Annotated in this window: 24 protein-coding genes; 13 read left to right on the top strand and 11 right to left on the bottom strand. The window is 48.1% G+C overall.

Features of this window, described 5'->3' with window-relative positions:
• Positions 1-109: 109 nt before the first annotated feature.
• From A3IK_RS0114700 to A3IK_RS0114680, 5 genes are read left to right on the top strand one after another with little or no spacing between them, the layout of a single operon-like run.
• Entirely contained in the window at positions 110-1,453 is a 1,344-nt protein-coding gene (locus A3IK_RS0114700) for an SWIM zinc finger family protein (protein ID WP_020560748.1), read from the top strand.
• A gap of 1 nt (position 1,454) precedes the next feature.
• Positions 1,455-3,017: a DUF5691 domain-containing protein gene (locus A3IK_RS0114695; protein WP_020560747.1), complete on the top strand. Its 1,563-nt coding sequence runs from the start codon at positions 1,455-1,457 to the stop codon at positions 3,015-3,017.
• Positions 3,014-4,111, top strand: coding sequence for an ATP-binding protein (locus A3IK_RS0114690; protein ID WP_020560746.1), 1,098 nt, complete (start codon positions 3,014-3,016; stop codon positions 4,109-4,111). The genes A3IK_RS0114695 and A3IK_RS0114690 overlap by 4 nt, the downstream gene beginning before the upstream one ends.
• 11 nt (positions 4,112-4,122) lie before the next feature.
• The gene (locus A3IK_RS0114685; RefSeq protein WP_026221000.1) at positions 4,123-6,414 is read left to right on the top strand and encodes a DUF5682 family protein; all 2,292 of its coding nucleotides are present in this window, start codon (positions 4,123-4,125) and stop codon (positions 6,412-6,414) included.
• A gap of 20 nt (positions 6,415-6,434) precedes the next feature.
• A complete protein-coding gene (locus tag A3IK_RS0114680) occupies positions 6,435-7,604 on the top strand; it encodes a VWA domain-containing protein (RefSeq protein ID WP_020560744.1) in 1,170 nt (389 codons plus the stop codon).
• A 257-nt stretch (positions 7,605-7,861) separates the two neighbouring features.
• Here the strand turns inward: A3IK_RS0114680 and A3IK_RS0114675 are convergent, their stop codons facing one another.
• The 9 genes from A3IK_RS0114675 to A3IK_RS0114635 form a co-directional block, all read right to left on the bottom strand.
• Positions 7,862-8,665 (bottom strand): formylglycine-generating enzyme family protein, encoded by an 804-nt coding sequence (locus A3IK_RS0114675; protein ID WP_020560743.1) that lies wholly within the window; start codon positions 8,663-8,665, stop codon positions 7,862-7,864.
• Positions 8,655-8,867: a hypothetical protein gene (locus tag A3IK_RS0114670; RefSeq protein WP_020560742.1), complete on the bottom strand. Its 213-nt coding sequence runs from the start codon at positions 8,865-8,867 to the stop codon at positions 8,655-8,657. Before A3IK_RS0114670 ends, A3IK_RS0114675 begins: the two co-directional genes overlap by 11 nt.
• Entirely contained in the window at positions 8,864-11,734 is a 2,871-nt protein-coding gene (locus tag A3IK_RS21785; RefSeq protein WP_020560741.1) for a formylglycine-generating enzyme family protein, read from the bottom strand. Before A3IK_RS21785 ends, A3IK_RS0114670 begins: the two co-directional genes overlap by 4 nt.
• Positions 11,735-12,784, bottom strand: coding sequence for an AAA family ATPase (locus A3IK_RS19660; protein ID WP_020560740.1), 1,050 nt, complete (start codon positions 12,782-12,784; stop codon positions 11,735-11,737).
• A 6-nt stretch (positions 12,785-12,790) separates the two neighbouring features.
• The gene (locus A3IK_RS0114655) at positions 12,791-14,314 is read right to left on the bottom strand and encodes a trypsin-like serine peptidase (RefSeq protein WP_020560739.1); all 1,524 of its coding nucleotides are present in this window, start codon (positions 14,312-14,314) and stop codon (positions 12,791-12,793) included.
• Entirely contained in the window at positions 14,314-14,634 is a 321-nt protein-coding gene (locus A3IK_RS19655) for a trypco2 family protein (protein WP_020560738.1), read from the bottom strand. The genes A3IK_RS0114655 and A3IK_RS19655 overlap by 1 nt, the downstream gene beginning before the upstream one ends.
• A gap of 189 nt (positions 14,635-14,823) precedes the next feature.
• Positions 14,824-15,141, bottom strand: a complete 318-nt coding sequence (locus A3IK_RS19650) for a carboxymuconolactone decarboxylase family protein (RefSeq protein ID WP_020560737.1) — start codon at positions 15,139-15,141, stop codon at positions 14,824-14,826.
• 140 nt (positions 15,142-15,281) lie between these two features.
• Positions 15,282-15,755, bottom strand: a complete 474-nt coding sequence (locus A3IK_RS0114640; protein ID WP_020560736.1) for a DUF6714 family protein — start codon at positions 15,753-15,755, stop codon at positions 15,282-15,284.
• Positions 15,756-16,100: 345 nt separating this feature from the next.
• Entirely contained in the window at positions 16,101-17,015 is a 915-nt protein-coding gene (locus A3IK_RS0114635; RefSeq protein ID WP_026220999.1) for a DMT family transporter, read from the bottom strand.
• A 123-nt stretch (positions 17,016-17,138) separates the two neighbouring features.
• Here A3IK_RS0114635 and panD point away from each other — a divergent pair, with 123 nt between their 5' ends.
• Together panD and A3IK_RS0114625 are read left to right on the top strand one after the other, a co-directional pair.
• Entirely contained in the window at positions 17,139-17,516 is a 378-nt protein-coding gene (gene panD / locus A3IK_RS0114630; RefSeq protein ID WP_020560734.1) for an aspartate 1-decarboxylase, read from the top strand.
• A 727-nt stretch (positions 17,517-18,243) separates the two neighbouring features.
• Positions 18,244-18,633, top strand: a complete 390-nt coding sequence (locus A3IK_RS0114625; protein WP_020560733.1) for a hypothetical protein — start codon at positions 18,244-18,246, stop codon at positions 18,631-18,633.
• Positions 18,634-18,672: 39 nt separating this feature from the next.
• Here the strand turns inward: A3IK_RS0114625 and A3IK_RS0114620 are convergent, their stop codons facing one another.
• Both A3IK_RS0114620 and A3IK_RS0114615 read right to left on the bottom strand, forming a co-directional pair.
• Complete coding sequence (locus tag A3IK_RS0114620) at positions 18,673-18,873, bottom strand: hypothetical protein (RefSeq protein WP_020560732.1); 201 nt, start codon at positions 18,871-18,873, stop codon at positions 18,673-18,675.
• A 9-nt stretch (positions 18,874-18,882) separates the two neighbouring features.
• On the bottom strand, positions 18,883-19,110 hold the full coding sequence (locus A3IK_RS0114615; RefSeq protein WP_020560731.1) for a hypothetical protein: 228 nt from the start codon (positions 19,108-19,110) through the stop codon (positions 18,883-18,885).
• 72 nt (positions 19,111-19,182) lie between these two features.
• On the opposite strand from A3IK_RS0114615, the gene A3IK_RS0114610 reads away from it, so the two are divergent.
• From A3IK_RS0114610 to A3IK_RS0114585, 6 genes are all read left to right on the top strand, one after another.
• The gene (locus A3IK_RS0114610; RefSeq protein WP_020560730.1) at positions 19,183-20,031 is read left to right on the top strand and encodes a cupin domain-containing protein; all 849 of its coding nucleotides are present in this window, start codon (positions 19,183-19,185) and stop codon (positions 20,029-20,031) included.
• Positions 20,032-20,227: 196 nt separating this feature from the next.
• A complete protein-coding gene (locus A3IK_RS0114605) occupies positions 20,228-21,199 on the top strand; it encodes a tyrosine-type recombinase/integrase (protein WP_020560729.1) in 972 nt (323 codons plus the stop codon).
• Positions 21,196-22,341, top strand: coding sequence for a glycerate kinase family protein (locus A3IK_RS0114600; protein ID WP_020560728.1), 1,146 nt, complete (start codon positions 21,196-21,198; stop codon positions 22,339-22,341). Before A3IK_RS0114605 ends, A3IK_RS0114600 begins: the two co-directional genes overlap by 4 nt.
• Before the next feature lie 256 nt (positions 22,342-22,597).
• Complete coding sequence (gene dapA, locus A3IK_RS0114595; protein ID WP_020560727.1) at positions 22,598-23,473, top strand: 4-hydroxy-tetrahydrodipicolinate synthase; 876 nt, start codon at positions 22,598-22,600, stop codon at positions 23,471-23,473.
• Between the two features lie 148 nt (positions 23,474-23,621).
• Positions 23,622-24,419 carry a tryptophan-rich sensory protein gene (locus A3IK_RS0114590; RefSeq protein ID WP_020560726.1) on the top strand — a complete coding sequence of 266 codons (798 nt, stop codon included), beginning with the start codon at positions 23,622-23,624 and terminating at the stop codon, positions 24,417-24,419.
• A 164-nt stretch (positions 24,420-24,583) separates the two neighbouring features.
• Positions 24,584-25,297 carry a superoxide dismutase gene (locus tag A3IK_RS0114585; protein ID WP_020560725.1) on the top strand — a complete coding sequence of 238 codons (714 nt, stop codon included), beginning with the start codon at positions 24,584-24,586 and terminating at the stop codon, positions 25,295-25,297.
• Positions 25,298-25,308: the final 11 nt, after the last annotated feature.

Below are 25,308 nucleotides of genomic sequence, written 5' to 3'. Positions count from 1 at the left end.
TTATAAATAGTGTAGTACCTTTTAATGACTATTAAGCCTATACCTCCTCTGACCGACCCTTATAGTAGAATGGTGCTACATCACTACTGACTAACTAGTAAGATAATGCATGACACACTGGACAACTGCACAAGTCACAGCACTCGCGCCTGATGCCGCCTCACTGAAGGCCGGAGAAAAACTCAGCCAGCCCCGTCAATGGCAAACCTTGGGGCAAATGGAGGGCTTACTCTGGGGCGAAATTAAGGGGAGTGGTAAAAATCCTTATCAAACCGCTATTGTACTAGCGGAGCCTGCCTTTAAATGCTCCTGTCCTAGCCGTAAGTTTCCCTGTAAACATGGCCTAGGGTTAGCTTTGATTTTGGCGAGTAGTCCGAGCGCTCTGAATGCCAGCGAGCCACCGGCTTGGTTATGGGAGTGGTTGGATAAGCGTGAGCAACGCGCCCAGAAAAAAGCCGAAAAAACAGCCGCTCAAAACGAGCCAGTGGATGAGGCCACCCAACAAAAACGTACCGCCGCTCAGCAAAAACGCAATGCCGCGCGTGAAGATAAGATTGATGCGGGGGTTGCAGAGTTGCAACGGTGGCTCTTTGATCAAATACGCCAAGGCTTGTCACAGCAAGATGATGCCCAATGGCAACGCATGGCAGCACGCATGATTGATGCACAGGCTCCCGGCCTTGCACGTCGCTTGCAGGCTGCGGCTAGCCTGCGTTATCAGGGTGGTGCATGGCAACAAACACTACTGAGCGAACTGGGTAAATTACACCTGTTATTAGAAGCTTGGCAACGACGTGACAGTTTACCCATTGAGTTGCAGGCTGATGTGTTAACACAAATCGGCTTTACCCAAAGCAAAGACGAGTTATTAGTCTTACCGGGGATGGCAGATCATTGGTGGGTATTAGGTCAGGTGCAAGAGGATGATGGGCAGATGCGTACCCAGCGCACTTGGTTATACGGTGCTCAGTCGCAGCGCTATGCCTTATTGCTAGATTTTGCCGTACAAAAACAGCCCATGACTTTACGCCCTGCCATAGGACAGGTCATAGTAGGTGAGCTGGTGTTTTACCCCTCAGCAGTACCTTTGCGGGCTTTACTGCGCGAAGATGAAACGACGATTTATCCTAATTCCCCCCTACAAGAAGAACTATACAGCTCTATACCGGCGATAACTCTAGCCGACAATTTCAGTGCCTATGCCAAGGCGCTTACCGTAAATCCGTGGCTGAGCCAATTTCCCTTCACTCTGACTCATGTGCATATGGTGCGTCAAGAGACACAGTGGTTATTAGTGGATAATGCCCAACAGGCTATCCCTTTGAGTATCAGCGATGAGCAGGGCTGGATTTTACTGGGTGAAAGTGGGGGGCATACGTTGTCCGTATTTGGTGAGTGGGACGGCAATACCTTAAGCATTTGCGGTACGCCTCAACCACAGGGGAGGGTGTGATATGTCATTACAACAAAATTTGCTTAAAATCGCCCTGTTAGGAACCGAGCGTCAAACAGAAGTGCCGCACGCGGATGCGAATGTGCAGCCCTACCTAATACAACTCTATCCTAATGGACAAGTTCCGACCGATGAGGCTCGCGAACGTGCTTTTCTAAATACAGTAGCACTGGTCGGGCAATATCAGGCGGTGGGGCGTTTACCGGCGACCTTTAGCGGTACTCTGCCACTACCCGATGATAGCCACAAGCTAGCTTTGATCCCCACTGCAGCCGACATACATCTGCGACGCATGTTGGCAGATAGTACTCTACGACCCTTATTAAATGAGTGGCTGGTACAGGTAGCGGGGCAAAGTTTGCGGGTGCCCGTAAGTTTTATGCCTAGTTTGATGGAGCAAGCTCGCCAGAGTAAAGCTATCCGAGCGGCTCTTAGCACGGTGATCGGTCAGCGCGGACACTGGTTAATACAGCAAAATGCCGATTGGCATAATATTTTGACCCAAACACCAAACGATGAGCAAGATGTCAGTATCTGGGAAGAGGGTAGTCTGGAGCAGCGCAGCGAGTATTTACAGCGTTTGCGTAGCCATAATCCCTTGGCCGCGCGTGAGTGTTTGCAGGCTGTCTGGAAACAAGAGTCTGCCTCCGTCCGGCAAGAGTTGCTGGAGGCTTGGCGTATTAATCTGAGTCTTGCGGATGAAGCGTGGCTGGAAAGCTGTTTGGATGATCGTAGCAAAGGGGTGCGTCAATTAGCGGCCGAATTACTCGGTGCCTTGCCGGATTCGGCCTTTAGCCAACGTATGCGTACTCGCTTGGAAAGCTGGCTAGTCTTAGGCAATAAACCCGGTTTATTGGGCAAGCTCACGGGTAAGAAACAATTACAGGCTAATGTACCCGAAAACTGGGACAAAGCATGGTTGCGTGATGGCATTGAGGAAAAGCCCCCCAGAGGTAAGGGCAATAAGGCATGGTGGTTAGAGCAGGCACTGATTTATGTTCCGCCGATCTGGTGGAGCCAGTATTGGCAACTCACACCGGCTGAATTATTAGTGTTAGCAAAGGATAGCGACTGGAAGGATGCCCTATTAGCGGGTTGGGAAATGGCTTTATTACATTACCCTAATCGTGAGTGGGCGCAAGTTTGGCTGGCTCGCAGTGATCCGCTTCATTCACCTTTGTGGAAAGTACTGGTACCTGCCGAGGCCGAAGCTACAGCACGGGCTTTATTGCAGGACAGTGACAGTCTGGGGCTGCTGGATATTTTATCCCACTTGCATCACGCGTGGAGCTTGGATTTTTCCCAGCATATTTTAAAGCAGCTACAAACCCGCATTACCCGCAAACGCAATATTTACCCCTATAGTGTCCAAGGCGCATTACGCCAATTGGCTTTGTGTATTGATATTGTTTGTGTGGACGATTTTGCTGATTTATTACAAGAGCCACTACAAGCGACAGATCATCCCTTTCACCGTATCTTAACCGATATTTTATCCCTCTTGCGTTTCCGTGCTGAGGCACTGAGCGCACTAAAAACTATAGCTTCCAAGGATCAACCATGAGTGAGAATAATCAGGCTCAAGCCGTCCTCCGCCAGCACGCTGAAACCGAATTTGCACATGAGTTAGTCGCCTTACGCGAGCAAGACAACCATGCGCGTCCCCCTAATTGGCAGCTATCTCCTTGGGCGGTACGTACCTATCTACTCGGTGGCACACTCAAGGGCGGGATTGAAATTACCCCCAAATATATCGGTAATCCGCGCCTAATTGAAATTGCTATTTCCACCCTCGCGACGGATCGTGCGCTATTGCTATACGGCCTACCGGGAACTGCTAAGTCGTGGGTATCAGAGCATTTAGCCGCCGCGATTTCTGGGCGCTCCACTTTGATTGTGCAGGGTACGGCGGGTACGGGTGAAGAGACCATGCGTTACAATTGGAACTATGCCCAACTGATTGCCAAAGGCCCTTCTCAGGATGCATTAATTGCTAGCCCTATTATGCATGCCATGCAACATGGTCTGATTGCGCGGGTGGAGGAGCTGACCCGCATTCCGGCGGATGTGCAGGATACCCTAATCACTATCCTATCGGAAAAGATGCTTCCCATTCCCGAACTCAATACCGAATGCCAAGCCCAAAAGGGGTTTAACCTGATCGCCACCGCTAATAACCGCGACAAAGGGGTGAATGAGTTATCCAGTGCGCTCAAGCGTCGTTTCAATACCGTGATTTTGCCGATTCCAGAAACGCTGGAGGAAGAGGCTGCCATTGTCGATAGACGTGTGGCAAGTCTAGGTCGGGCGCTGGAATTACCCGCAGAAAAACCCGCTTTAGCTGAAATCCGGCGCGTGGTCACTATCTTCCGTGAATTGCGCGGGGGTGTGACCGATGATGGCAAGACTAAGTTGAAAGTCCCCTCTGGTACGCTGAGCACCGCCGAGGCCATTTCGGTGGTGGGGAGCGGTATGGCGTTGGCGGCGCATTTCGGTGATGGCAGCCTAACAGCACGTGATTTAGCCTCTGGTTTAATCGGTGCCGTGGTTAAAGATCCGGTACAGGATAGCGTGGTTTGGAAGGAGTACCTCGAAACGGTGATGAAAGAGCGTAGCGCTTGGAAGGACTTATATCGGGCGTGTAAAGAAGTGCTGTGAGGTAAATGATTATGCCCCATCACGTTTTTGGTATTCGTCATCACGGCCCTGGCTCTGCCCGTAGCTTATTACAAGCACTAAAAGCGCTTCAGCCGGATTGTATTCTAATTGAGGGGCCACCTGAGGCTGATGACATTCTAGCGTTAGCTAGTCATAAGCAAATGCAGCCCCCTGTTGCCTTATTGGTCTATGCACCAGAAGAACCGCAGCGTGAGGTGTATTATCCCTTTGCCGCATTTTCACCAGAATGGCAGGCCATACACTATGCTCTGAGCCAGCACATACCCGTACGTTTCATTGATTTGCCCGTCAGCCACCGTTTTGCCCGCGACAAAGCGGCGGAAATGGTTAATCCACCGGATGAGCCTGTTACAACCATAACAGACATTACCGATGTATCACTCTCCGAGCACGATGTGTTGATTCGGCGTGATCCGCTGGCCTTATTGGCTGAGGCGGCGGGCTATGCGGATAGCGAACGTTGGTGGGAGCATATGGTCGAGGAGCGTCAGGATTCTACTGAGCTATTTCAGGCCATTCTGGAAGCCATGAGCGCTTTACGTGAGGAGGTAGATACACATTATCCGCATCACTCTGCTGAGGGTCAGCACGAACAGCTACGCGAGGCTCATATGCGTAAGTGCATTCGGCAGGCGCAAAAAGACGGATTCACTACCATAGCTGTGGTGTGTGGCGCATGGCATGCCCCCGCTTTGCAAATCCTACCCGCTGCCAAGGCCGATAATGACTTATTGAAAAATCTGCCCAAACTTAAAACCACCGCTACTTGGGTACCGTGGACGCATGAACGCCTGAGTAATGCGAGTGGTTATGGAGCGGGGGTGGATGCTCCCGGTTGGTATGCGCATATTTGGCAGGCTACGTTACAGCCTGACTCTTCTAACACTCTCACCACCCGCTGGCTGACACGGATAGCCCATACCTTCAGGGAGCAGGGGCTGGATATTTCATCCGCCCATGTGATTGAGACGGTGCGCCTCGCACAGACCTTAGCAGCGATGCGTAATCGACCGCTTCCGGGGCTTACCGAAATGAACGAAGCAGTGCAGAGTGTCATGCTATTCGGTGATGCGGCTCCCATGCAGTTATTGCAGCGCAAACTGTTAGTGGGTGAGCTGTTGGGCAGTGTGCCAGAGGATACACCCCAAACCCCGTTACAGCAGGATTTAGCACAAGAGCAAAAACGTCTCCGCCTCAAGCCCTCTGCTAGCGATACCGAACTAGTACTGGATTTGCGTAAGCCCACTGAGCTAGAGCGCAGTTACCTATTACGCCGTTTGGTCGCACTGGATATTCCTTGGGGCAAAGGCGGGGATGCAGTACGGGGTAAGGGTACTTTTAAGGAAAGCTGGCGTCTCCTGTGGCAGCCGGAGTTTGCCATTTGCTTGATTGAGGCTGGTTTTTGGGGTAATACGCTGGCGGTGGCAGCTAGTAATCGGCTGATTAGTCAGGCTCGTGATACGGCTTCACTAGAGCAGCTCGCGGGCATGGTACACAATGCTCTTTATGCCAATCTGCCTGAAGCGGTAGATAGCCTAATGCAACGCCTAGAGACTGAAGCCGCTATCAGCAGTGATATGCTAAATCTCATGCAAGCACTGCCCGAACTAGCTAGATTGTTGCGTTATGGTGATGTGCGTCAAACCTCGCTGGAGCAAGTGGCTCAGGTCGTCAATGGCATGCTTACGCGTATCTGTATTGGGCTACCCAATGCCTGTAGCGCTTTAAATGAAGAAGCCGCCGAGGCCATGTTCAAGCATATTCAAGCGGTGCAGGAAGCTATCAATCTGCTGGCGGAGGACGAGTTTCGGGTGCAATGGACTCGAACCCTACATATTCTGATTGACCAGCAGGGATTGCATCCTCTGCTAGCGGGACGCTGCTGTCGCTTATTACTACAAAGCGGTGTACTCGATGATGCAGAAAGTGCGCGGCGCTTTAGTCTGGCACTCTCCACCGCTAATGATCCGGCTCAAGCTGCTAGTTGGGTGGATGGTTTCCTGCGTGACAGTGGGCAATTGCTGATTTATGACGAAGCCTTATGGAGGCTGATTGATCAATGGGTGGGTGGCTTAAATGCGGATACCTTCCAGCAATTGCTGCCGGTATTGCGTCGTACCTTTGCTACTTTCACCGCACCTGAACGTCGCCAAATGGGGGAGCGCGTTAAACAAGGGCAGGGTGCTATGCCACCTGTTGTAGCGGTGGTTAGCGATAGGGATACCACACGAGCTGCCGCAGCCTTGCCACTAATAGCCACCATTCTGGGGCTAACGGCCTAATTAGAGGGAGCACAACACCTATGAGCACGACACCCACTGAGCAACATGAAAAACGCTGGCGACTGATTTTAGGCGGTGGTGAGGCCGATGGTATTGGCTGTAGCCTAAGCGCTATTGAGCAGGGTATGGATAATTGCCTAGCAGCCGTTTATGGCGATGAAGCGAATGGCAGTAGACGAGGTGGTCTGGGAAGTTCTGCCCCGAATGTCACCCGTTGGCTGGGCGATATTCGTCAGTATTTCCCGTCTTCGGTCGTGCGCGTGATCCAGCAGGATGCTATTGAGCGGCTGGGCTTGCGGCAGTTATTGCTAGAGCCGGAGGTGCTGGAGGCGGTCGAGGCTGATATTCATCTGGTGGCGACCCTGATTTCCCTGAAAGATGTGATTCCGGCTAAGACTAAGGCTAGTGCGCGTCAGGTAGTGAATAAGGTAGTAGAGGATTTATTGCGCCGTTTAGAGCAGCCTATGCAGCAGGCGATCAAGGGAGCACTGAATCGAGCGGTACGCAATCGTCGTCCGCGCCTGCAAGAGATGGATTGGAACCGCACCATCCGCGCTAATATTAAAAATTATCTACCCGACTACAACACCATAGTACCGGATAAACTGATTGGCTATGGGCGCAAGCACAAACGTGCCGCATTGAAGGATGTTGTGTTATGTATTGACCAAAGCGGTTCTATGGCTCCCTCCGTGGTATATTCCAGCATTTTTGCTGCCGTGATGGCTTCGATTCCGGCACTGAGTACCAAAATGGTGGTATTCGATACCTCGATTGTTGATCTCACCGATGAGTTACATGATGATCCGGTCGATTTGCTCTTTGGTTTACAGTTAGGTGGGGGCACTGATATCAATCGAGCTCTGGGCTATTGTCAGGGGCTGATTTCCCGCCCCGACGATACCATACTCATTCTAATCAGTGACCTATATGAGGGGGGTAATAGTAAGGAAATGCTTAAGCGTACTGCGCAGCTAGTGGACTCAGGGGTGCAGGTGATCGCACTATTAGCCCTTAGTGATGAGGGAGCGCCCTTTTATGATCATGATATGGCTGCCAAATATGCGGCACTAGGCGTACCGACTTTTGCCTGTACCCCAGATCAGTTTCCAGAGCTAATGGCGCATACGCTTATGAAACAAGATCTAGGACAGTGGGCGGCAAAAGAGGGCATTGTGCTAAGTACTTGAGCCAAAGTAATCGAGTATTCCGCGCCCAAACAGATCACCAAACAAATGGCTTTGCAGCAGGATATTGATGTCAGACGCAAAATCGTATATTGGTCTACTCACCGAGCGATCCACCCGCTTGGTTTGCACTACTAGAGCCTATCGTCAAATTCTTAGTAGTCATTTCAGAGCCGAACGGCGTTGCCCGGTGCCGAGCTGTCCGTTCCTCCGCTCGATGACGCTCGCCGCTCACTGTGGCTCCGCAGCCCGGCCTGCGCTCAGTGACCTAGGGAAAGACGCAAGCCAAGGTTGTAATAGCGAAAGTCAGGCTCGCGCCTGAAGCGGAAGGAAGAACGGCAGAGCCGCCCCCCATAGAGCCAAGAGCCGCCACGAAACATGCGCTTGGCCCTTTTCGGATCGCCTCCGGCTTGCCCCTGCGGATCAGTGACGGTTTGCTTGCCCAAGCTCCCTTGCCAAACATCTTGACACCACTCAAGCACATTGCCGTGCATTTCATACAAACCCCAAGGATTGGGTAGATAACTTTTGACTGGATTGGTTTCACCCTCATAGCCCCACTTGTCCCAGTCACCTGAATAGTTCACGTTTTCCTTGCTCAGGTCAGCTTTCCCGCCAAAATAAAAAGGTGTTTTCGTGCCAGCCCGGCAGGCGTACTCCCACTCGGCCTCCCATGGCAAACGCACTTGTAATTCCGGGTGCATGTTACGCAGAACGCCAATGAATCGCTGACAATCGTCCCAACTGACACGCTCGACAGGGTGCTCACTGCCCTGAAAATGGCTAGGATTTTCCTGTAGCACAGCCTGCCACAGGGCTTGAGTCACGGTGGTTTCACCGAGCCAGAAACCTTTGGTCAGGGTGACTTGATGCAGATCTTCCCTGTTGTAACGCCCTTCCTCATCTTCTGGCGAACCCATCATGAATGTACCCGGCGGTATCCAGCGGAAGGCATGGCGTACATTTCTGTAAGTAAATGCCTGCCACAAGCCGTATTGATCCTGCCCCCAATCGGAGGCCCAGGTGTAGGGGAAGACGGATGGTGAAAGGTGGTTATGGGGCATGGCGGTGCCCTGGTAAGTCGGCTAGTTGACAGGCTTTCACCCATGCATCCACACAGATTACTAACGTACCGATTGCCTTGCTTTTTGCTTGCCAGGGAAGATAAGACCGGATGAAGATCTGGTCACTTACCTTCATTCCACAAAAGTTTTCGTGTCGCCAGTGCGGATCAGCAACGGAAATCTTAAAAAATTTTTGTTTCATGATTTACCCCTGAATCTACCCAATAGAATCTGCAAGCGTTGTGCCAGATGCTGCTTGTTCACCTCTACACTTACTCCACTCATTATGGCTCCTCCGCCCGGCTTGAACTCAGTGTGACCCAGGGAAAGACGTAGGCCAAGGTAGCTGTCGCGATCGTCAGGCGTGCTCCTGAAGAGGCGGAAGGCAGAACGGCAGTTTCGCCCCTTGTTGGCCCAGGAGCCGCCACGAATCACGTGCGACTGCCCCTGCAGTTCAGTAACTGCCGGCTTGCCTAAATGAGGCTGCCAAACATCCTGACACCACTCCAATACATTACCGTGCATTTCATATAAGCCCCAATCATTCGGTGGGTAACTTTTTACAGGTTTGGTGGATCCGCTGGAATCAGCAGCATCCCATTTGCCAGAATAATTGACTTTCTCCTGATTCAAATCGCCTTTACCGCCGAAAGAAAAAGGTGTTGTAGTCCCTGCCCGACAGGCATACTCCCATTGCGCCTCAGAAGGAAGCTGCGCGTTCAGTCCTGACATCATGTTATTGAGTTTGCGGATAAACTGCCGACAATCATTCCAACTGACTTGCTCAACTGGGTTTTTCGAGTTCTCTTTAAAGTGGCTGGGGTTATCACCCATAACGCCTTGCCACAAGGCCTGAGTCACGGTGGTATCGGCTAGCCAGAAGCCCTGCGTCAGGGTAACTTGATGCAGATCCTCATTATCATATCGGCCTTCCTCATCTTTCGGCGAACCCATCATGAAGGTATCGGGCTCGATCCAGCGGAAGCGCTGGGTGATGTTTTTGATGGTAAGGTCAGCGTAGAAATTTACATCGGGATGGTGCAAATCGATGGTCTCAGCATCATAACCGAAGGGTGTACCCGTCCAGTCCCAACTGCCCCTGATTTGGTCGAGTCTCTCTTGCCAGCGTACCTGATAGCTCTGCCCGGCAAACATGATTTCTGCAAACAAGCCCTCGGCATTGCGCCAGATACGTCTGGCCCAACTGGGTTTACTGACTACCTCTAACTCCAACCAGTGTGAGGATGATTCAATACCCACTAAGCCCTCTGGCAAGGTGTAACACACTCCCTGACGAACAATCTGCTTGCGTCCCTCATTAATGGGTGGGTAATCCAAAACAGGTGGCAAACCACGCAAGGACTCTATCTCAGCCAATACCGTTGTCTGCAAACCCGGCCACTGCTGCTCGCGCCGTAGGCTAAACTCTCCCTCGCTACCACATTGCACCACTTGCCAGCGCTCTCGCTCCAGCTTTTCTTTCTGTGATAGTACCCGCTGCATAGCACGTTCCAGCTCAAAGCCAGAGGGTAGCATCTCAGGTAGTTGTCCTGCCCGCAGCGCTTGCTCATTGACCAGAGCATACAGATCATATGCCAAATCACTAAACTCACCCTGCCATACCAATGCAGGTAGGCTACTCAAAAAGCTTTTCCCCTGTTGCAACAGTGCGTTGTACTGTGCCTGTGTTTCCTTTCCTTGGGCAATGCTCGCTGCCAGCTGCTGTAAATAATCGCGGACTGCCTGATTTTCTCCCTGTTCCAACAAGCAATGATGCCATTGCTCAAGACGCTTCAGACCCGTAAAAGCGCCCTGATGATGATTTTCCACCACATCCCAAAAATGCTGCGCCACCTCCGAACCCGCCAGTTCTTTCTGGTAAATGGCTTGATATTTTTCGGCAACATTCGAGCGTATCCGAATGCCCAAAGCCGTGCGCTGTATATCGGCATGATTCCAGATCACCCCCTCTATATCGCTGGCTCCCCAGCACAGCAACAAACGCAAGCGCCGTAATAATCCTACATCTACTATCGGCACAGCAGACAGCCATGCCAGAATTTTATCCATGGCAATCGCTGTATTATCCAGAGTAAAGCCCGTGCGTGCCGGATAACGCGGCAAGGTCACTCCATCATTGAAGGGTGTAGGCTGCAAATGCTGCGTTATGGCATAGTCGCGAACCGAATGGGGCAAAGGACTGAGGTTCAGCACAGCAGCATTATGATTACGCAAACACACTGCAACCTGTTGCCAGAAATCAACAGCATTTCCCGTCGAGTCGCCTGCCCCCAAATCACTTAAAATCAACACGGGCACAGCACTTGGTGCACAGCGCCAGCGCGACCACGTTGTTATTGATCGTGTCGATTTCGATTTTTTCTTTTGCGCTGGCCACGGCTTTACCCATAGTTGGGTATCCCGTCGCCCCTGATCAAATTGCAAGACCTGTAGTGCTTCCTCCCCTAACTGCCAACGTAATTGCCCCACTAACCAGGCAAAATCAGACCAGTAAGGCTCCAGATGTTTGTTACAGTCCACCAGAATTAACAAACGTTTCGCCCAGCGCTGGCGCAATAAATACGGCAACCGCCGTACTACCAACCCCTTGGATATACGCCGTGTTAATAAACGATGATTCAGTCGCGAACCGGCACGCTGTTGTCCGAGAGCATTTAGTAACAAGGGTGTTAGACGAGAGATGGAGAATAAAGCGGGTGGACTGGCGAACTGATATGTACCCTCCTGCTCACGATCTTTCGCAGTAAACCGCCAATCTGGATCATACAAATAAGAGGCAGGAGTATCATCTGCTGGTTGTTTCCGAATGATTTTACGAATACGCAGAAACCACGCATTAGCATCCTGAGCAGTTGCTGTGTGAAAGCTTGATTTTTGCTCACCATCAGATTTGTCGAAAGTATTAAAGTTTTGTACTAAATACTCATCTTGGGTCTTGTCTGAATTTTTATTTGTTCGCGCCTCATAACCTAATACTTGCGAGAAACGATCCAGTACTTCAGCCGGTTCGCCCGCCAATTGGATTTGTGCTAAACGTTTCCAGGCCATTTACACATTCACTTCTTTTTTCAGTGCGTAATCGGCAATCTTCCGCAATCGATCTTCCTGCTCGGATGGCTTAAGCGTGTGTATAGCGGTCAATAGATCAATGTACTCCGCTAGACCGGGAGGGTATAGGCTATGCGGATTGGCATCCCGATCATCCCATAGTAATTTTGCCGCCAGAAAATAAGCCTGCTCCGAAACTGCTGCGCCAAAGTGCAAACGTCCGCGCTCGATCAGCCAATGATGACGCTTTTGGAGACGCGGCTCAGGTGATTTCAGAAGTTGTTCGTCCTGATACCACTCATCAGAGTTTTCCATTTTCAATGTATGTACCAGACAGCGACGTACAAAGGCACGCGGTAACTCGCGCTCCTCATTGGTGGTAATGATCACCAATAAGCGTTTGGGGTCAGCCCTGATCGGGTTGTGCAGCACATCTGCTTTGTCTGTGCTGTTATATGATTCATGACTTAAAAACGGAACATTAAACTGATACTGCCCCAGTGTTTCCAGCAAGCCATTCGGTAAATCTGGCTCGGCTTTATCAATCTCATCCAGCAACAGCACCACTCCGCCCCGCTGCTCATCCCAGCTTTCAGGACAAGCAGGCATTGGACGCAACTGTGTGGCACACTGCGGATACTGCTTGCGTGCAGAACACCAGTCATAAGCCCACCAGAAAGCGCCCGGTGCTAAAAATCGACGTGGATTAAGGATCTCCTGTAATTTATCCCTATCAACTTGCCCTGCTTGAACCTGTGCCTCACCTAATCTTGCCACCGCATCAAAATGCCAGTGCAGATCACTCAGCTCGGTATTACCCTGAATCACCTCGCTCACGAACGCCCAACCCAATTGCTCAGCAATGGCCTTTGCCATCTGGCTTTTGCCCGTGCCAGGTGCGCCGCGTAATAACAACGGTCTCCCTGAGGCATAGGCTGCCCATAGGGCATAGCAGTCCTGTTCCTCGAAAACATGATGCAGATTTTTAGCTGGATTTTTGATCGTTAGCTGCTCAGGAATAAAATTCTTTAATTGAAGTGTGCCTGCCATTTTTCTTTACTCCTTTGACATGCGCAACAAAGTACCCACCTGACGCAATAATTCACGCTGACTTTCACTTTCCACACACGGCGAATGATGATGATTATCCCCTGCACTGCCGCAACATATGAAGCGTATGCAGGGTGACAGCCGTTTTTCTGCCTTCGGAAACCAATGTTGTTCCCTTAATAACATCAAATAATCATTTGAAACCAGATAATAGATAATCTTGCCACCACGGGCTTCTACCAAACCCAAGGCGGCATCTTCGATGTCACTCAGCAAATCTTCTAAATCCGAGTTTCCGTAATCACGTATACTGGGCGGATTGTGGTACAAATCCTTTAGCACGGGAATCAGTAGCTCATAGTTGACTGCATTGCAGGCATTAGCATCAAACAGTAAAATATCATACTCATCATCATATGGACGTGGCTTATGATACTTATCGAGTGTATAACGTGCTGGCTGTCCGAAACTGCGAGACACCAAAACTTCAATATAAGCAGGCGACTCCAGCACCACCTGATGGGTCAGGGTACTGCCCTTTTTACCCTGAAAATCCTCTGCGTGCTGCAACCACCATTGCGGTGATATGGTTTTCAGCAATAACCAGCCACAAATCGTTTCTATTTGCTGTAAATAATATTTCCAACCTACCGGGTTATCTTTCCCCCAAAGCCTGAGTTTAGTTGACATCTGATTTAGCTGAATGATGGCCTGCTGTACTGAGTCAATCTGCTTGCCATCGACGAGATAAGCAGCAATATCACCTGCGGAATCATTTTGGCGCTCAAAATGCCCCCGAAACTTGTCCAGCAAAGCTGCCCCCGGCTTCGCAATTTCACGCGCAATTTCAGCGATTAGCAGTCTGTTCAAATAAGCACTGAGCTTGGCAATGGCAGCATCAGTTGCTACTTGTATCGCTTGCTGAAACTTAGGGGCATTATCACCCTGTAACAACCAAGGAATCAGTATCACCGTAAAGCGCTCATCTACCTGTGTCGGAACGCTGGAAATTACTCCGTAAAGCGTTTCCTCATGAAACACAGGCGCACCAGAAATTCCACTCCAGTCTCCTTTTTCTAACGGATTACCTTGAGAGAGCAAATGACTTTTTGGACAGTTCTGGTCCGGTGGGAAAAATGTACCCATTGCAGGAGATAATTTACGTTTACCACCAGTATCCAGTGACTTGCTAAAGCGTGGATAGCCGCGTGTCGCCCAAGGTTCATGCTCCTTAGGCATCCGTCGCGCCAGAAGAGATGGTAGCAACTGCATATTCGGCGGGGTTTTACATTTTAGAACCGCAATATCACACTCAAGGCTCCCCCCTGCATAGATGATCTCTGCCTCAGCGTCCTCATACCCAAGATCAGGCCACTCCAGTCTAATAGGAATGCTCTCATCCCGCTCAGCAAACACCACCACATGCCATGCCGTAATCAGCAGATTTTCAGCAATGGGGTAGCCCGTGCCAACCGAACATTCACCATCCTTGTCAGTAGACAATACCTTGGCGATCAGCCGAGTATCCATTATTCTTTATCACGAGTAAGCAACTCACCCGGATTGCCATCCCGATCAGGATTTTTGGCGTCCGTCGGTTCCAGCGTCAATCTTATTTTGTGCGTTCTGGCTCTTGTGTATTTAGATGAACCCTCCGCATTTACATCAACCACCCAGAACTTGATCTTGCCACCACCCTTACCACTAAACTCCCAGTCCACCGCTACCTGCAACTCAACATCGATATTCTTGACCTTAAAACGAATATCTTGACCTTCAGCCTGCTGTTGGGACTCGGCAATTTCCTCACGTAACTGAGCAAGAACACTTGATAATTCCAGCTTAATCATGACACTACTCCCTTGATCGATTGGCTATAGCATAACCAATATTATCAACCTATAACATCATGAGCGTTAAAAAATATTCCCGACACTTTTGCAGTCGGCTTCATTTTCTGTGGTCATCCAAATACGGAATGAAGAAAAGCTGCCTATTACTTCATAATAGCTTTTGTAATTCAGAGGGGAGTACTGGCTTTACTGTATTGCCTGTAGTAGTTGTTCAACCTTGGTAGCCTCCGGTTTACCCACAACTTGCCCGATCACACTACCTAGTTCTGCTAGCTGTTTTTTGGTCAGGCCGGTATTGAGTCCAACATTAAGGTATGATCGTAGCTGTGGTTCTAGACCCGCAACACTCGCCAATGCGGAGATGGTGACAAGTTCTCGATTTTTGTAATCCAGTATTCCGCGCCCAAATAGATCACCAAACAAATGGCTTTGTAGCAGGACATTAATGTCAGGCGCAAAATCATAGAGCGGCTCACTCACAGGTACAGTGATCGGTTTCCCCACCCGCTAAGCAAGGTAAGTTCATAGCTACGATAGAGATACCCTACCGTTATTGTAACAGTCTATTAGTGTATAAACAGGGGTATGCCGGCAGTGGAAGGGGAGGGATTGATTTATGCATACGGGATTCGGTGGCAGATCGGCTAGGTATTGTCTGTTTTAGGAGCTGATGCCCAAGCCCCCCATGCGGACAGAGCCTCATCGCTACTGTCATAGTGATCAAGAAGCTCTGCTCTGCTGTCGATTATATAACCAAGAAATGCAATAACAGCCTTTCGCTGTACAGGTGTGCAATGTAACCTATGTTTGTAGCCCACTGGATCGTTGAGATGGAACAGTAATTGAAGCAGATAGGGATAGTCGAGTGACTCAGCAAGTGCAATACGAGCTAACGCTGGAAAGTAATAAACAAAGCCAGCAGGTGAGATAAAACAGATAGGATCCCAGCCCGTATTGCCAACCTGCTCAATAGATAAGGTTTCGAGGTTATTGTTGCGAAGCGTTTCATCATGTTCATAGCACTCTTCACAATGCTGGTAATTGGTGAAGTGCTCCGGTCGAGGGCAATCTGCAAAGGCAGCACGAATCATCTGAAGCATTTGGTCATCTTGATTCATAAAGCTTGTTCCCTATTGTGTTTAAAAGGCGGATTAGTTTGTTAGTAATCGTTAGGAAATTATAGCTGTTTCACTAGCTAACTCCCTATATGATAGAGGTTATACATGCTCTGAGTGCTGGAGGTTAGCCCCTTTGAGTTGCATAAATAGCGAGTCTTCAACCGTAAACCGTAACTCTATCCCTCCATTATGATCCAGCCCGGTAGTGCCTCCAATCAGTACGGGTACTTGTTTACGGGGAGTAAGGCACTGGAATTTTGGGGTTTGTGCTCCACCCGCTAGTAGGCCAACATCAATTCGCCGATAAGTGATACCTAGTAACGGGGGGTGAGTTCCTTGTCTTACCTAATCAGCGACTTTAGCGGCTACAGGTAGGGTAACAGGGCGCGTTTTCATGCTGATCAATATTACTGCAATAAAGATCAAAATGGCTGCTAAATAATCCTTTGCTGTAATAGGCTCGCCCACAATAATCGCTCCGATGGCAAGTGCCACTACAGGCGGAATATAAGTCGCAGAAGCGGCGGTCACGGCTCCTAATTTATCAACAATATAATAGTAAATTAGATAGGCCAATCCCGTGCCGAGCAGACCCAGTCCAATAATCAATCCCCAAGTAGCCTGAGGGCTTTGCAAAATATTACCGATGCCCTCAAGGCGGGTGAAAAACCCTAAAATCGGTAGCGCTAGCCCAAGCTGATAAGTGGTTAGTGCTGCTGGTGCAATACCTAATGGGCTGAGATATTTTTTTGCATAGATAAATGAAGCGCCTAAGCTCAGTGAGCCTAGCACCATGTAGAGAACCCCTGCGGCTTTACCACCCCCTAGATCAGCACTAAAAGGATCGGCAATTAATAACACCCCAGAAAATCCCGCCACCAGTCCCAACACCCGCTGCCAAGTAGCACGTTCATTAGGAATAAAAAGCAAAGCCAGTAAGAGCGCAAAGATCGGAATGGAACCACTCAGTGCTCCAGCAATCCCTGAGGGTAGTAGCGCTGTCCCCTTAGCAAACCCGTAATAATAGGCCGCTGTTGCTAATACCGACATGACTAGAAAATGATGAGCATAACGTAAATGCCGCCGTTGCAAAGCGCCAATGAGCAGGGCATAAGTGAGTACGGGGACGAATCCGAATAATACCCGTAGTAATACAATTTGCTCCGGTAGAATCAGGACTGACGCCTGTTTCATATAAATAAAATTGCTGCCCCAGATGAATCCTAGCAGCCAGAAAGCCAGTATTGGCAAGTGTTTCACGTCATTATTTCCTATGGTTGAGTCTATTATGCAGCCACTGATTACGGGTAATTTGTTGCAGTGCGGATGCTACCGTACTATGTTGCCTATTGTTTAATACCTTGAGAATAGGAGTCCACCATTATGCGTTGGTATTTACGCTCTAAAATTCATAAAGCCACGGTAACTGAGGCGAATGTGGAGTATGTCGGGAGCATTACCATTGACGAGGATCTATTGGATCAATGCGGGCTGGATATAGGGGAGAAGGTGCTAGTGGTGAGTAATACCTCAGGAGCACGGCTGGAAACCTACACTATTCGCGGGGAGCGCGGGTCGGGGGTAATGTGTGTGAATGGAGCAGCAGCCCATCTGATCAAACAGGGCGAAGAAATTATTGTCATGGGTTTTGAACTGTCTGATAAGCCTGTTGAACCTAAGGCTATTTTAGTCGATAAAAATAATCGCTTTGTCATGTATCTAACTGAAAAAGCAGGGGATAAAACGCCCGCTTTAGCCTAAGACGGGGAGTCAACGACCCTATACCCTAAAGTTAGCTGATAATTTTAGGGTAAGTTACCTGCTTAGACCCCTCCATTATTGCTTGCATATCTTTATTTTTTGTTAAAAATACACGCAGAAATTTTGCAAAATAGTTAATTATAATACCCTACTTGTCATTTATATTTGGCAGGGTTTTAAAATATAGAAATCAACATGAAAATTTTACTATTTGGCCTGCTAATTCTATTCCTTTAAAAATATCAATTAATTAGTCATTATTAGCATCAGTGGATTAGGAACTTTAAATAATTTACCGAAATAGTAAAATTTTATTGAGTTTAATCTACTAAATAGACACTGTTAATTTTTTTAGTTAATATGAACGCTGACTTTGAGTCAGTATTTAGTGACTTACTGTTGATAGTGTTTTGTGTAGCTAGTGTTTTTGTTTTAAATACCCCTTTAGAGATAGTTTTTGTTTATGTTCACTCAGTAGCTTACGAGCTGAACTGAGTATACTGCCCTACCCCTATTAAATTGCCAATGATAGGGGGTTTTTTATGTTTAGCTCTAGCTACCTACAGCGATTTTGGCAGCAAGGACGCTGCCCCTTATTTTTCTGCTAATAGAGATGTGTTCACCACATGACGCTCTAACATTTCACCCTCATTTAGTAAAGCAATCTGTAGATTTCGTACTAAAATACGATGCAATTATAGTTTTTTAGTTTAGGGAGGTAGAGGGGATGAAAGCTAAATTAATTCTGGGTTTACTGATCACAGTAGCGTTGTCAGCACCTACGCTACAGGCCGACCAATGCCAGCTAATTGAGCCAGAGCAAATGGCAAGGGCACTAGATTATATTAAACCAAATAGTACTTATATTGAGTTTTGTGAGCCTTGTGGCGATAAAGATTTTTTTAGCCAAAAGCCACAAGTAGTGAAATCCTTAGCGGTTGTCGCTAGTGAGTCGGGTGGAGAAACCTATTGGTCGCTGAAGCTGAACAATAAAGAGGTAGATCTTGCATATACCTTTATACGTAAAGCGGATGGTTCCTATATTAATGTATCTAAGTTAGCAGATTGCCCGTCTTCAGATGTATCGATTGGATTTATAGAACCTATTCATCCGTAAATAGATTCTTTTGATTTAAATACGCTTAGGTGCAGTTATTTATGCTGTGCCTATTAGCATCAGTAATAAGCCTGCTAAGAGGTAATAAGCACCGTATTGAAAACTTAGACCTTTTTTAAAGGATTCGGGAATCATGGGTTCTACCATAGGGAAAAAATGCCGAATCGCACCAATGACTAATACCGCACTGGCAAAAATAATTAACATAACACCCATAGCAACTAAAAGACTCCAGCCCATAGTCAGTCCCTAATCAAATCGATGACTAAATGCTTGATCAACATGGCGGCTAATAAAGGTATTTAAGCCTTGACCTATTTCCGCTAATTGTTTCATTTGCTCAAGCTTTTCCTCGCCTATCATGGCAGCAGTATAGAGATAGATGCCGCCTCTGTTAAATTCAACAAGCATAGCGTCATCTGCAATAGCATAACGTTTAACACCAGATTGCCCCTGTAAATTTTTATAATCACGCACCCATAAGCTCCTTATAGCTGAATCTAGCCCTATGTCATTATACTACACTTTTTAAACATGATGTTTACTGTGATGTCTGACACGATTCTCACTCATTTAGGCGAAATTTCTGTTGAGCAGTTTTTAGCGGAATATTGGCAGCAAAAGCCGCTGCTCATGCGCCAAGTGTTCCCGAATTTTACTAGCCCCGTCACACCCGATGAATTAGCGGGTATTGCTTGCGATGTGGATACGGCGCGTTTGGTACAGGAAAAGGGGGGTAAAACGCCTTGGGAAGTGCATCATTCGCCCTTACGCAAGCGCGATTTTACAAAGCTACCGGCGACGCACTGGACTTTATTAGTCAATGATATGAATGAAATTCTGCCGGAATTACAAGCTATTATTGCCCCATTTCGTTTTATTCCCGATTGGCGTATTGACGATTTAATGATTAGTTATGCAGTCGAAGGTGGTTCAGTAGGGCCACATATTGACGCTTATGATGTGTTTTTATTACAAGGATTAGGGCAGCGGCGTTGGCAAATTAGCACTCAAGCGGTGAGTGAGGAAAATTTTATTCCTAATCTCGATTTACGCATTATGCGTGATTTTGTGCCAGAACAAGAGTGGGTAGTAGAGGCTGGGGATTTGCTCTATTTGCCTCCTAATGTGCCGCATTATGGGGTCGCTCTGGGTGAGTGTATGACCTATTCGGTTGGGTTTAGAGCGCCAAGTCGAGCCGATTTATTAGAGGAGCTATTAGGGGATTTGATTGAACAACCTGAAGCACAACAACGCTTTACCGATCCTAAGCGTCATTTACAGGCTGACCCTAGCGTGATTTCTGAGGCAGATTTAGAACGCTTAACCGATTTTGTCATGGAGGCTTTACCGGATCGAGCAACGGTTAGGGAGTGGCTGCGTAGGATGAATGGCTAATGCAGCAGCGAAGGTAAGCGGATAGTTCTGGAGCAGTCTTGGCGGCATGGATGCCGCCTTGTAGCGTACAAGGATGTATTTACAGCGACTGCGGAAGAACTATCCGCTTACCTTTACCAAGTCACCTCGTACTGCTAAGGTGTTAGCAGGTGCTTAGCATCAATCCTGTGGTTTAGTTGTATTGGAAAAACTCGTTATGACCCTAAGTACTCGTGTGAATACGCTTTCGTTCGCTCCACAAAACAACCTGCCGGTGCTCATTACTCAGGCAGGTGAAGAGGCACAGTATCGGTTTATTGAGTTTTTTACTGCTACGATTCGCAACCTCAATACGCGCCGCGCTTATCACACCGCAATTTCTCAGTTTTTTAGCTGGGCGCACTCCAAAGGCTTAGCCCTAGAGACCCTCAGTTCGGTGCATATTGCCACTTATATTGAGGCTTTACAGCGCCACACCTCAGCCCCTACGGTCAAACAACATTTAGCCGCGATTCGGGCTTTATTTGACTGGTTAGTGATCGGGCAAATACTCGCGCATAATCCAGCGCATCCCGTACGCGGGCCACGCCATCAGGTGACTCGTGGCAAAACGCCGATTTTGAGTGCGGAAGATACACGTTTACTTTTGGACAGTATTCCTACCGATGAACTCATTGGGCTACGGGATCGCGCTTTAATTGCCTTGATGGTCTACAGCTTTGCACGTATTGGTGCCGCTTTAGCCATGCAGGTAGAAGATTATTACCCGAATGGTAAGCGCTGGTGGATTCGTTTGCATGAAAAGGGGGGGAAGTACCATGAAATGCCCGCGCACCATCAACTAGAGCAGTATTTAGATCAGTATATTCAAGCAGCAAAGCTTGCCGATCAGCCTAATACGCCGTTGTTTCGTACGTTTAAGGGCAATAGTGGGATTATGACGCAAAACGCCATGCGTCAAGTCTGTGCGTGGAGTATGGTACGCCGGCGGGCGGTAGCGGCGGGGATTAATACCCCGATTTGTAATCACTCGTTTCGGGGCACGGGTATCACGACCTATTTAAGTAATGGTGGCACGCTCGAAAAAGCGCAGCAAATGGCTGCCCATGAGTCACCCCGCACTACGAAGCTATACGATAGGAATAGTGATGCGATCTCTATTACCGAGGTGGAGCGGATTATTATATGAAGATTGTGATTGCCCCCGATTCCTTTAAAGAAAGCTTAAGCGCGTTAGGTGTGGCAGAAGCACTGGCAGCGGGTTTGCGTTTAGCTCTTCCTAATGCCGAATTAATCCTCGCCCCCGTGGCAGATGGTGGGGAGGGGACTACCGAGGCTTTAGTGCGAGCTACTCAAGGGCAATTAGTGACTGAAACAGTAACAGATCCGCTCGGTCATCGCTTAACAACCCAATGGGGCATACTTGGCAATGGCAAAACAGCAGTGATTGAAACCGCCGCCGCTGCCGGTTTGCATGTAGTGCCGGTTGCATTACGTAATCCTCTATTGACCACGACCTATGGTATGGGGCAATTAATTAAAGCCGCCTTAGACAAAGGTTTGCGCCATTTCATTATTGGTTTAGGGGGTAGTGCCACCAATGATGGTGGGGCAGGACTATTACAAGCCTTGGGTTTGCAGCTACTTGATGAACAAGGACATGAGTTAGCTCGCGGGGGCGCGGCTTTAGCTCAGTTGCAGACTATTAATACTCAGTACTTTGATAGCCGTATCGCACAATGCCAGTTTGAGGTGGCCTGTGATGTGACTAATCCTCTGACGGGAACGACGGGGGCGTCGGCGATTTTTGGGCCACAAAAAGGAGCTACAGCAGAGCAAGTTCAATTACTGGATCAAGCCTTGGCGCAGTGGGGCGCTGTTATTAAGCACGTGACGGGAAAAACCGTCAGCACTCTAGCCGGAGCCGGAGCAGCAGGGGGCTTGGGGGCGGGATTATTAGGCTTTTGTCCGGCAACATTAAAGCCGGGTATTGATCTCATTTTAGATGCTATGCAATTTGATGCTTTAGTCAAGGATGCTGATTTAGTGATCACCGGCGAGGGACGCTTAGATTATCAAACCGCTTATGGTAAGACACCTTTGGGGGTTGCTCAGCGGGCTAAACGTTATGGCATACCGGTGATTGCTGTAGCGGGTGCTTTGAGCACTGATGCAATAGAGTTAAATAAGTTAGGCATTGATGCCGCATTTAGTATTACCCCGCGCCCCATGAGTTTGAGCGAAGCACTGCCGGAAACAGCGCATAATTTAACCCAAGCCGCTTACGCTATGGGGAGTGTTTGGGCGGCAGCTAACCGTTTAGGGGTGTGATTTAGCCATCAATGAGTGATGCCGCTTGCCAAAGTTCTACGGATAGTTTTACACTCCCCTCACTTTATTAACTATGGAAAAAGCCCTTCATGTTTGTGTTCTTAGCCACTGTCGCAAAGAAGAACAAACGCTGCATACTCTGCGGTGATGGGTAGCTTACGTATTTAATAATGCTCAAATACATAAAAGCCTGACCGCAGCAATCGAGGTCAGGCTTTTTTTTTGCTGTTAATTTAGTGATGTAGAGGATAAGACAATGTTTAGTGGTTCGTATGTGGCGCTTATTACCCCCTTTCGTGAGGGCGAGGTTGACGAGAAAGCTTTACGGCATATGGTGAATTGGCATATTGAGCAGGGGACTCATGGCCTGATTCCTATGGGTACGACGGGCGAGTCCTCGACTGTGAGCACGGCGGAACATGAGGCAGTCGTGAAAATCGTCATTGAGGAAGTCGCAGGGCGTATTCCCGTGCTTGCCGGGGCGGGTTCTAATAACCCACTAGAGGCCGTGCATTATGCTCAATATGCACAAGAGCAGGGGGCGGATGGGGTATTATGTGTGGCAGGTTATTATAATCGCCCCTCTCAAGAAGGTTTATATCAGCATTTCAAATACCTGCATGATCACACTGATTTACCGATTATTATCTATAATATTCCACCCCGCACCATTGTCGATATTAAGCCTGAAACCATGGCACGCATCGCTGAATTACCGCGAGTGATGGGAGTAAAAGATGCCACGGGCGATATAACGCGGATTAGCCAAGAACGCCAATTGATTCATAAACCTTTTGCCTATTTCTCTGGTGATGATATGAATGCGTTGGCTTATCATGTCTTAGGTGGGAAAGGTTGTATTTCAGTAACCGCCAATATTGCCCCACAATTATGTGCTCAATTACAAAACGCCTGTGCTCAAGGCGATTATCGCCAAGCCTTAGCGATACACGAGCGCCTAGTACCCTTACATCAAGCCTTATTCTGTGAACCTAATCCAAGTGGTGCTAAATATGCGGCGTCTTTATTAGGTTTATGTAGTGAAGAAGTACGCCTGCCTATGCTGCCATTAAGTGCTGTCAATAAAGCAAGAATCAAACAATGTTTGATGGATTTAGAGTTATTGGTTTAGTTTGTAGAGTCTAATCCCCTACATCGATAGCAAAGGAACCTAGTGTTCCTTTGCTGTTATTAGCTCATGGAGTGACCACAATAATAAGCGATAATTCACTAAAAATTAGCTTATGCTTAGAGCATATTTACCCAACACAGGAATCGCTATGAAGCTTACTAATACTCACTTATTGTGGCTGAATATAGCCACCTTTATCCTAATGATTTTGGTTAATATCGCGGGGAGTTCAGGCAGTTTTGGCGTAAATGTGGCAGAGGTTAGCGCTCGCTATACCACGCTACTGACGCCAGCAGGTTATGCGTTTAGTATTTGGGGACTCATTTATTTACTCTTGATTGGCTTTCTAGCTTATCAATGGAAATCGCATCAACAAGGTGATGATGCGCAGTCTTTAGAACCGGCCTCTATCTGGTTTGCATTGAGTAATGTATTGAATGCCCTATGGATTATCGCTTGGGTTAATCATGAAATAGGTTTATCGGCATTGCTAATCTTAGGACTGTGGGGCGCTTTATTCCAATTGGTTGTGAGTTTACGCTTGGAGCTGTGGGATGCGCCGGTGAGAATTATCTTTTGGGTCTGGTGGCCGATTTGTATTTATATCGGTTGGATTACCTTAGCATTACCCTTAAATATAGCCGTATTACTCAGTACCGCTTTTATCACTCCGCCGCTATTTAGCGCCGAAACTTGGGCCATCTTGGCTTTAGCTGCCATCACGAGTGCTTATTTATTGTGGACACAGTATCGCAATATGCGTGAGGCCTCATTAGTGGCAGTTTGGGGTTTTATTGCCATAACAGTACATCAATGGCAGGTGAGCATAACTGTCAGCCTATTTGCTTTGGTCTGTGGCGCATTATTACTGAGTACTGTTGTGGCTCATGCCTTGCGTAATCAAGCCACCTTACCTATTCACAAACTTCAACGCGGCGAGTATTAGGGAGCGGTGTGAGAACAGGCTGGCTTTTAAACCTAGTCTTATTACTGTAATAAGCACAAGTGGTTTTGATGGGATAAACTAAAGAGGTGATAGGGTATTGTGGATGCACACCTATTGCATAGGTCACCTTAGTTGGCCTCATGAACTAAAAAAGGAGTTTTATTATGGCTACCCTGTCTGTACCGAATACGATAATGAGTCGGCGTAAGTTTTTAATGCTAGGCGCGGGTTTAATCGCAGGTTCTACTTTAGGGTCGTGGGCGAAAATGGCACGTGCTGAGTCGACGCCTATTACACTGCCCACCTTACCTTATGCGGATAATGCGCTAGAGCCAGTGATTTCGGCGAATACCATGGGCTTCCATTATGGCAAACATCATAAAGCCTATGTCGATAACTTAAATAAACTCATTCCAGGTACACCCTTTGCTGATCTAACTTTAGAGAAAATCATTACTGAGACCGTGGGCAAAGAGGATAATACCGCCATTTTTAATAATGCGGCACAAGTGTGGAATCATACTTTTTATTGGAATAGCTTAAAGCCTAATGGCGGTGGTGAACCGCCAGCAGCTTTAAAAGCGAAATTAGAAGAGTCTTTTGGCAGTGTGGATGCCGCCAAAGCCGAGCTACAAAAGGCGGCTACTAGTCAATTTGGTAGTGGTTGGGCATGGTTAGTAAAAGACGGTGATAAACTTAAAGTGGTCAAAACGGGCAATGCCAATACCCCTTTAACCGATGGCTTAAAACCCTTATTAACCATCGATGTTTGGGAACATGCCTATTATCTGGATTATCAAAATAAGCGTGCGGATTATGTCACGGCTGTTTTAGATAAACTAATCAATTGGGATTTTGCTGCACAGAATATGGCTTAGCCCTAATAAGC

The organism is Thiofilum flexile DSM 14609 (assembly GCF_000380185.1).
Classification (GTDB): domain Bacteria; phylum Pseudomonadota; class Gammaproteobacteria; order Thiotrichales; family Thiotrichaceae; genus Thiofilum; species Thiofilum flexile.
The sequence above is the reverse complement of the archived record's forward strand: the minus strand, read 5'-3'. Positions and strand labels throughout refer to the sequence as shown.

Coding starts and splice junctions, on each gene's coding strand:
- A3IK_RS0114620 (WP_020560732.1), bottom strand. CDS start 18,873: ATGGGCTGGAGTCTTTTAGTTGCTATGGGTGTTATGTTAATTATTTTT.
- A3IK_RS0114680 (WP_020560744.1), top strand. CDS start 6,435: ATGAGCACGACACCCACTGAGCAACATGAAAAACGCTGGCGACTGATT.
- A3IK_RS0114700 (WP_020560748.1), top strand. CDS start 110: ATGACACACTGGACAACTGCACAAGTCACAGCACTCGCGCCTGATGCC.
- A3IK_RS0114685 (WP_026221000.1), top strand. CDS start 4,123: ATGCCCCATCACGTTTTTGGTATTCGTCATCACGGCCCTGGCTCTGCC.
- A3IK_RS0114675 (WP_020560743.1), bottom strand. CDS start 8,665: ATGCCCCATAACCACCTTTCACCATCCGTCTTCCCCTACACCTGGGCC.
- A3IK_RS21785 (WP_020560741.1), bottom strand. CDS start 11,734: ATGGCCTGGAAACGTTTAGCACAAATCCAATTGGCGGGCGAACCGGCT.
- A3IK_RS0114670 (WP_020560742.1), bottom strand. CDS start 8,867: ATGAAACAAAAATTTTTTAAGATTTCCGTTGCTGATCCGCACTGGCGA.
- A3IK_RS0114625 (WP_020560733.1), top strand. CDS start 18,244: ATGAAAGCTAAATTAATTCTGGGTTTACTGATCACAGTAGCGTTGTCA.
- dapA (WP_020560727.1), top strand. CDS start 22,598: ATGTTTAGTGGTTCGTATGTGGCGCTTATTACCCCCTTTCGTGAGGGC.
- A3IK_RS0114695 (WP_020560747.1), top strand. CDS start 1,455: ATGTCATTACAACAAAATTTGCTTAAAATCGCCCTGTTAGGAACCGAG.
- A3IK_RS19660 (WP_020560740.1), bottom strand. CDS start 12,784: ATGGCAGGCACACTTCAATTAAAGAATTTTATTCCTGAGCAGCTAACG.
- A3IK_RS0114610 (WP_020560730.1), top strand. CDS start 19,183: ATGTCTGACACGATTCTCACTCATTTAGGCGAAATTTCTGTTGAGCAG.
- A3IK_RS0114690 (WP_020560746.1), top strand. CDS start 3,014: ATGAGTGAGAATAATCAGGCTCAAGCCGTCCTCCGCCAGCACGCTGAA.
- A3IK_RS0114600 (WP_020560728.1), top strand. CDS start 21,196: ATGAAGATTGTGATTGCCCCCGATTCCTTTAAAGAAAGCTTAAGCGCG.
- A3IK_RS0114585 (WP_020560725.1), top strand. CDS start 24,584: ATGGCTACCCTGTCTGTACCGAATACGATAATGAGTCGGCGTAAGTTT.
- A3IK_RS0114655 (WP_020560739.1), bottom strand. CDS start 14,314: ATGGATACTCGGCTGATCGCCAAGGTATTGTCTACTGACAAGGATGGT.
- A3IK_RS19655 (WP_020560738.1), bottom strand. CDS start 14,634: ATGATTAAGCTGGAATTATCAAGTGTTCTTGCTCAGTTACGTGAGGAA.
- A3IK_RS0114605 (WP_020560729.1), top strand. CDS start 20,228: ATGACCCTAAGTACTCGTGTGAATACGCTTTCGTTCGCTCCACAAAAC.
- A3IK_RS0114640 (WP_020560736.1), bottom strand. CDS start 15,755: ATGAATCAAGATGACCAAATGCTTCAGATGATTCGTGCTGCCTTTGCA.
- panD (WP_020560734.1), top strand. CDS start 17,139: ATGCGTTGGTATTTACGCTCTAAAATTCATAAAGCCACGGTAACTGAG.
- A3IK_RS0114590 (WP_020560726.1), top strand. CDS start 23,622: ATGAAGCTTACTAATACTCACTTATTGTGGCTGAATATAGCCACCTTT.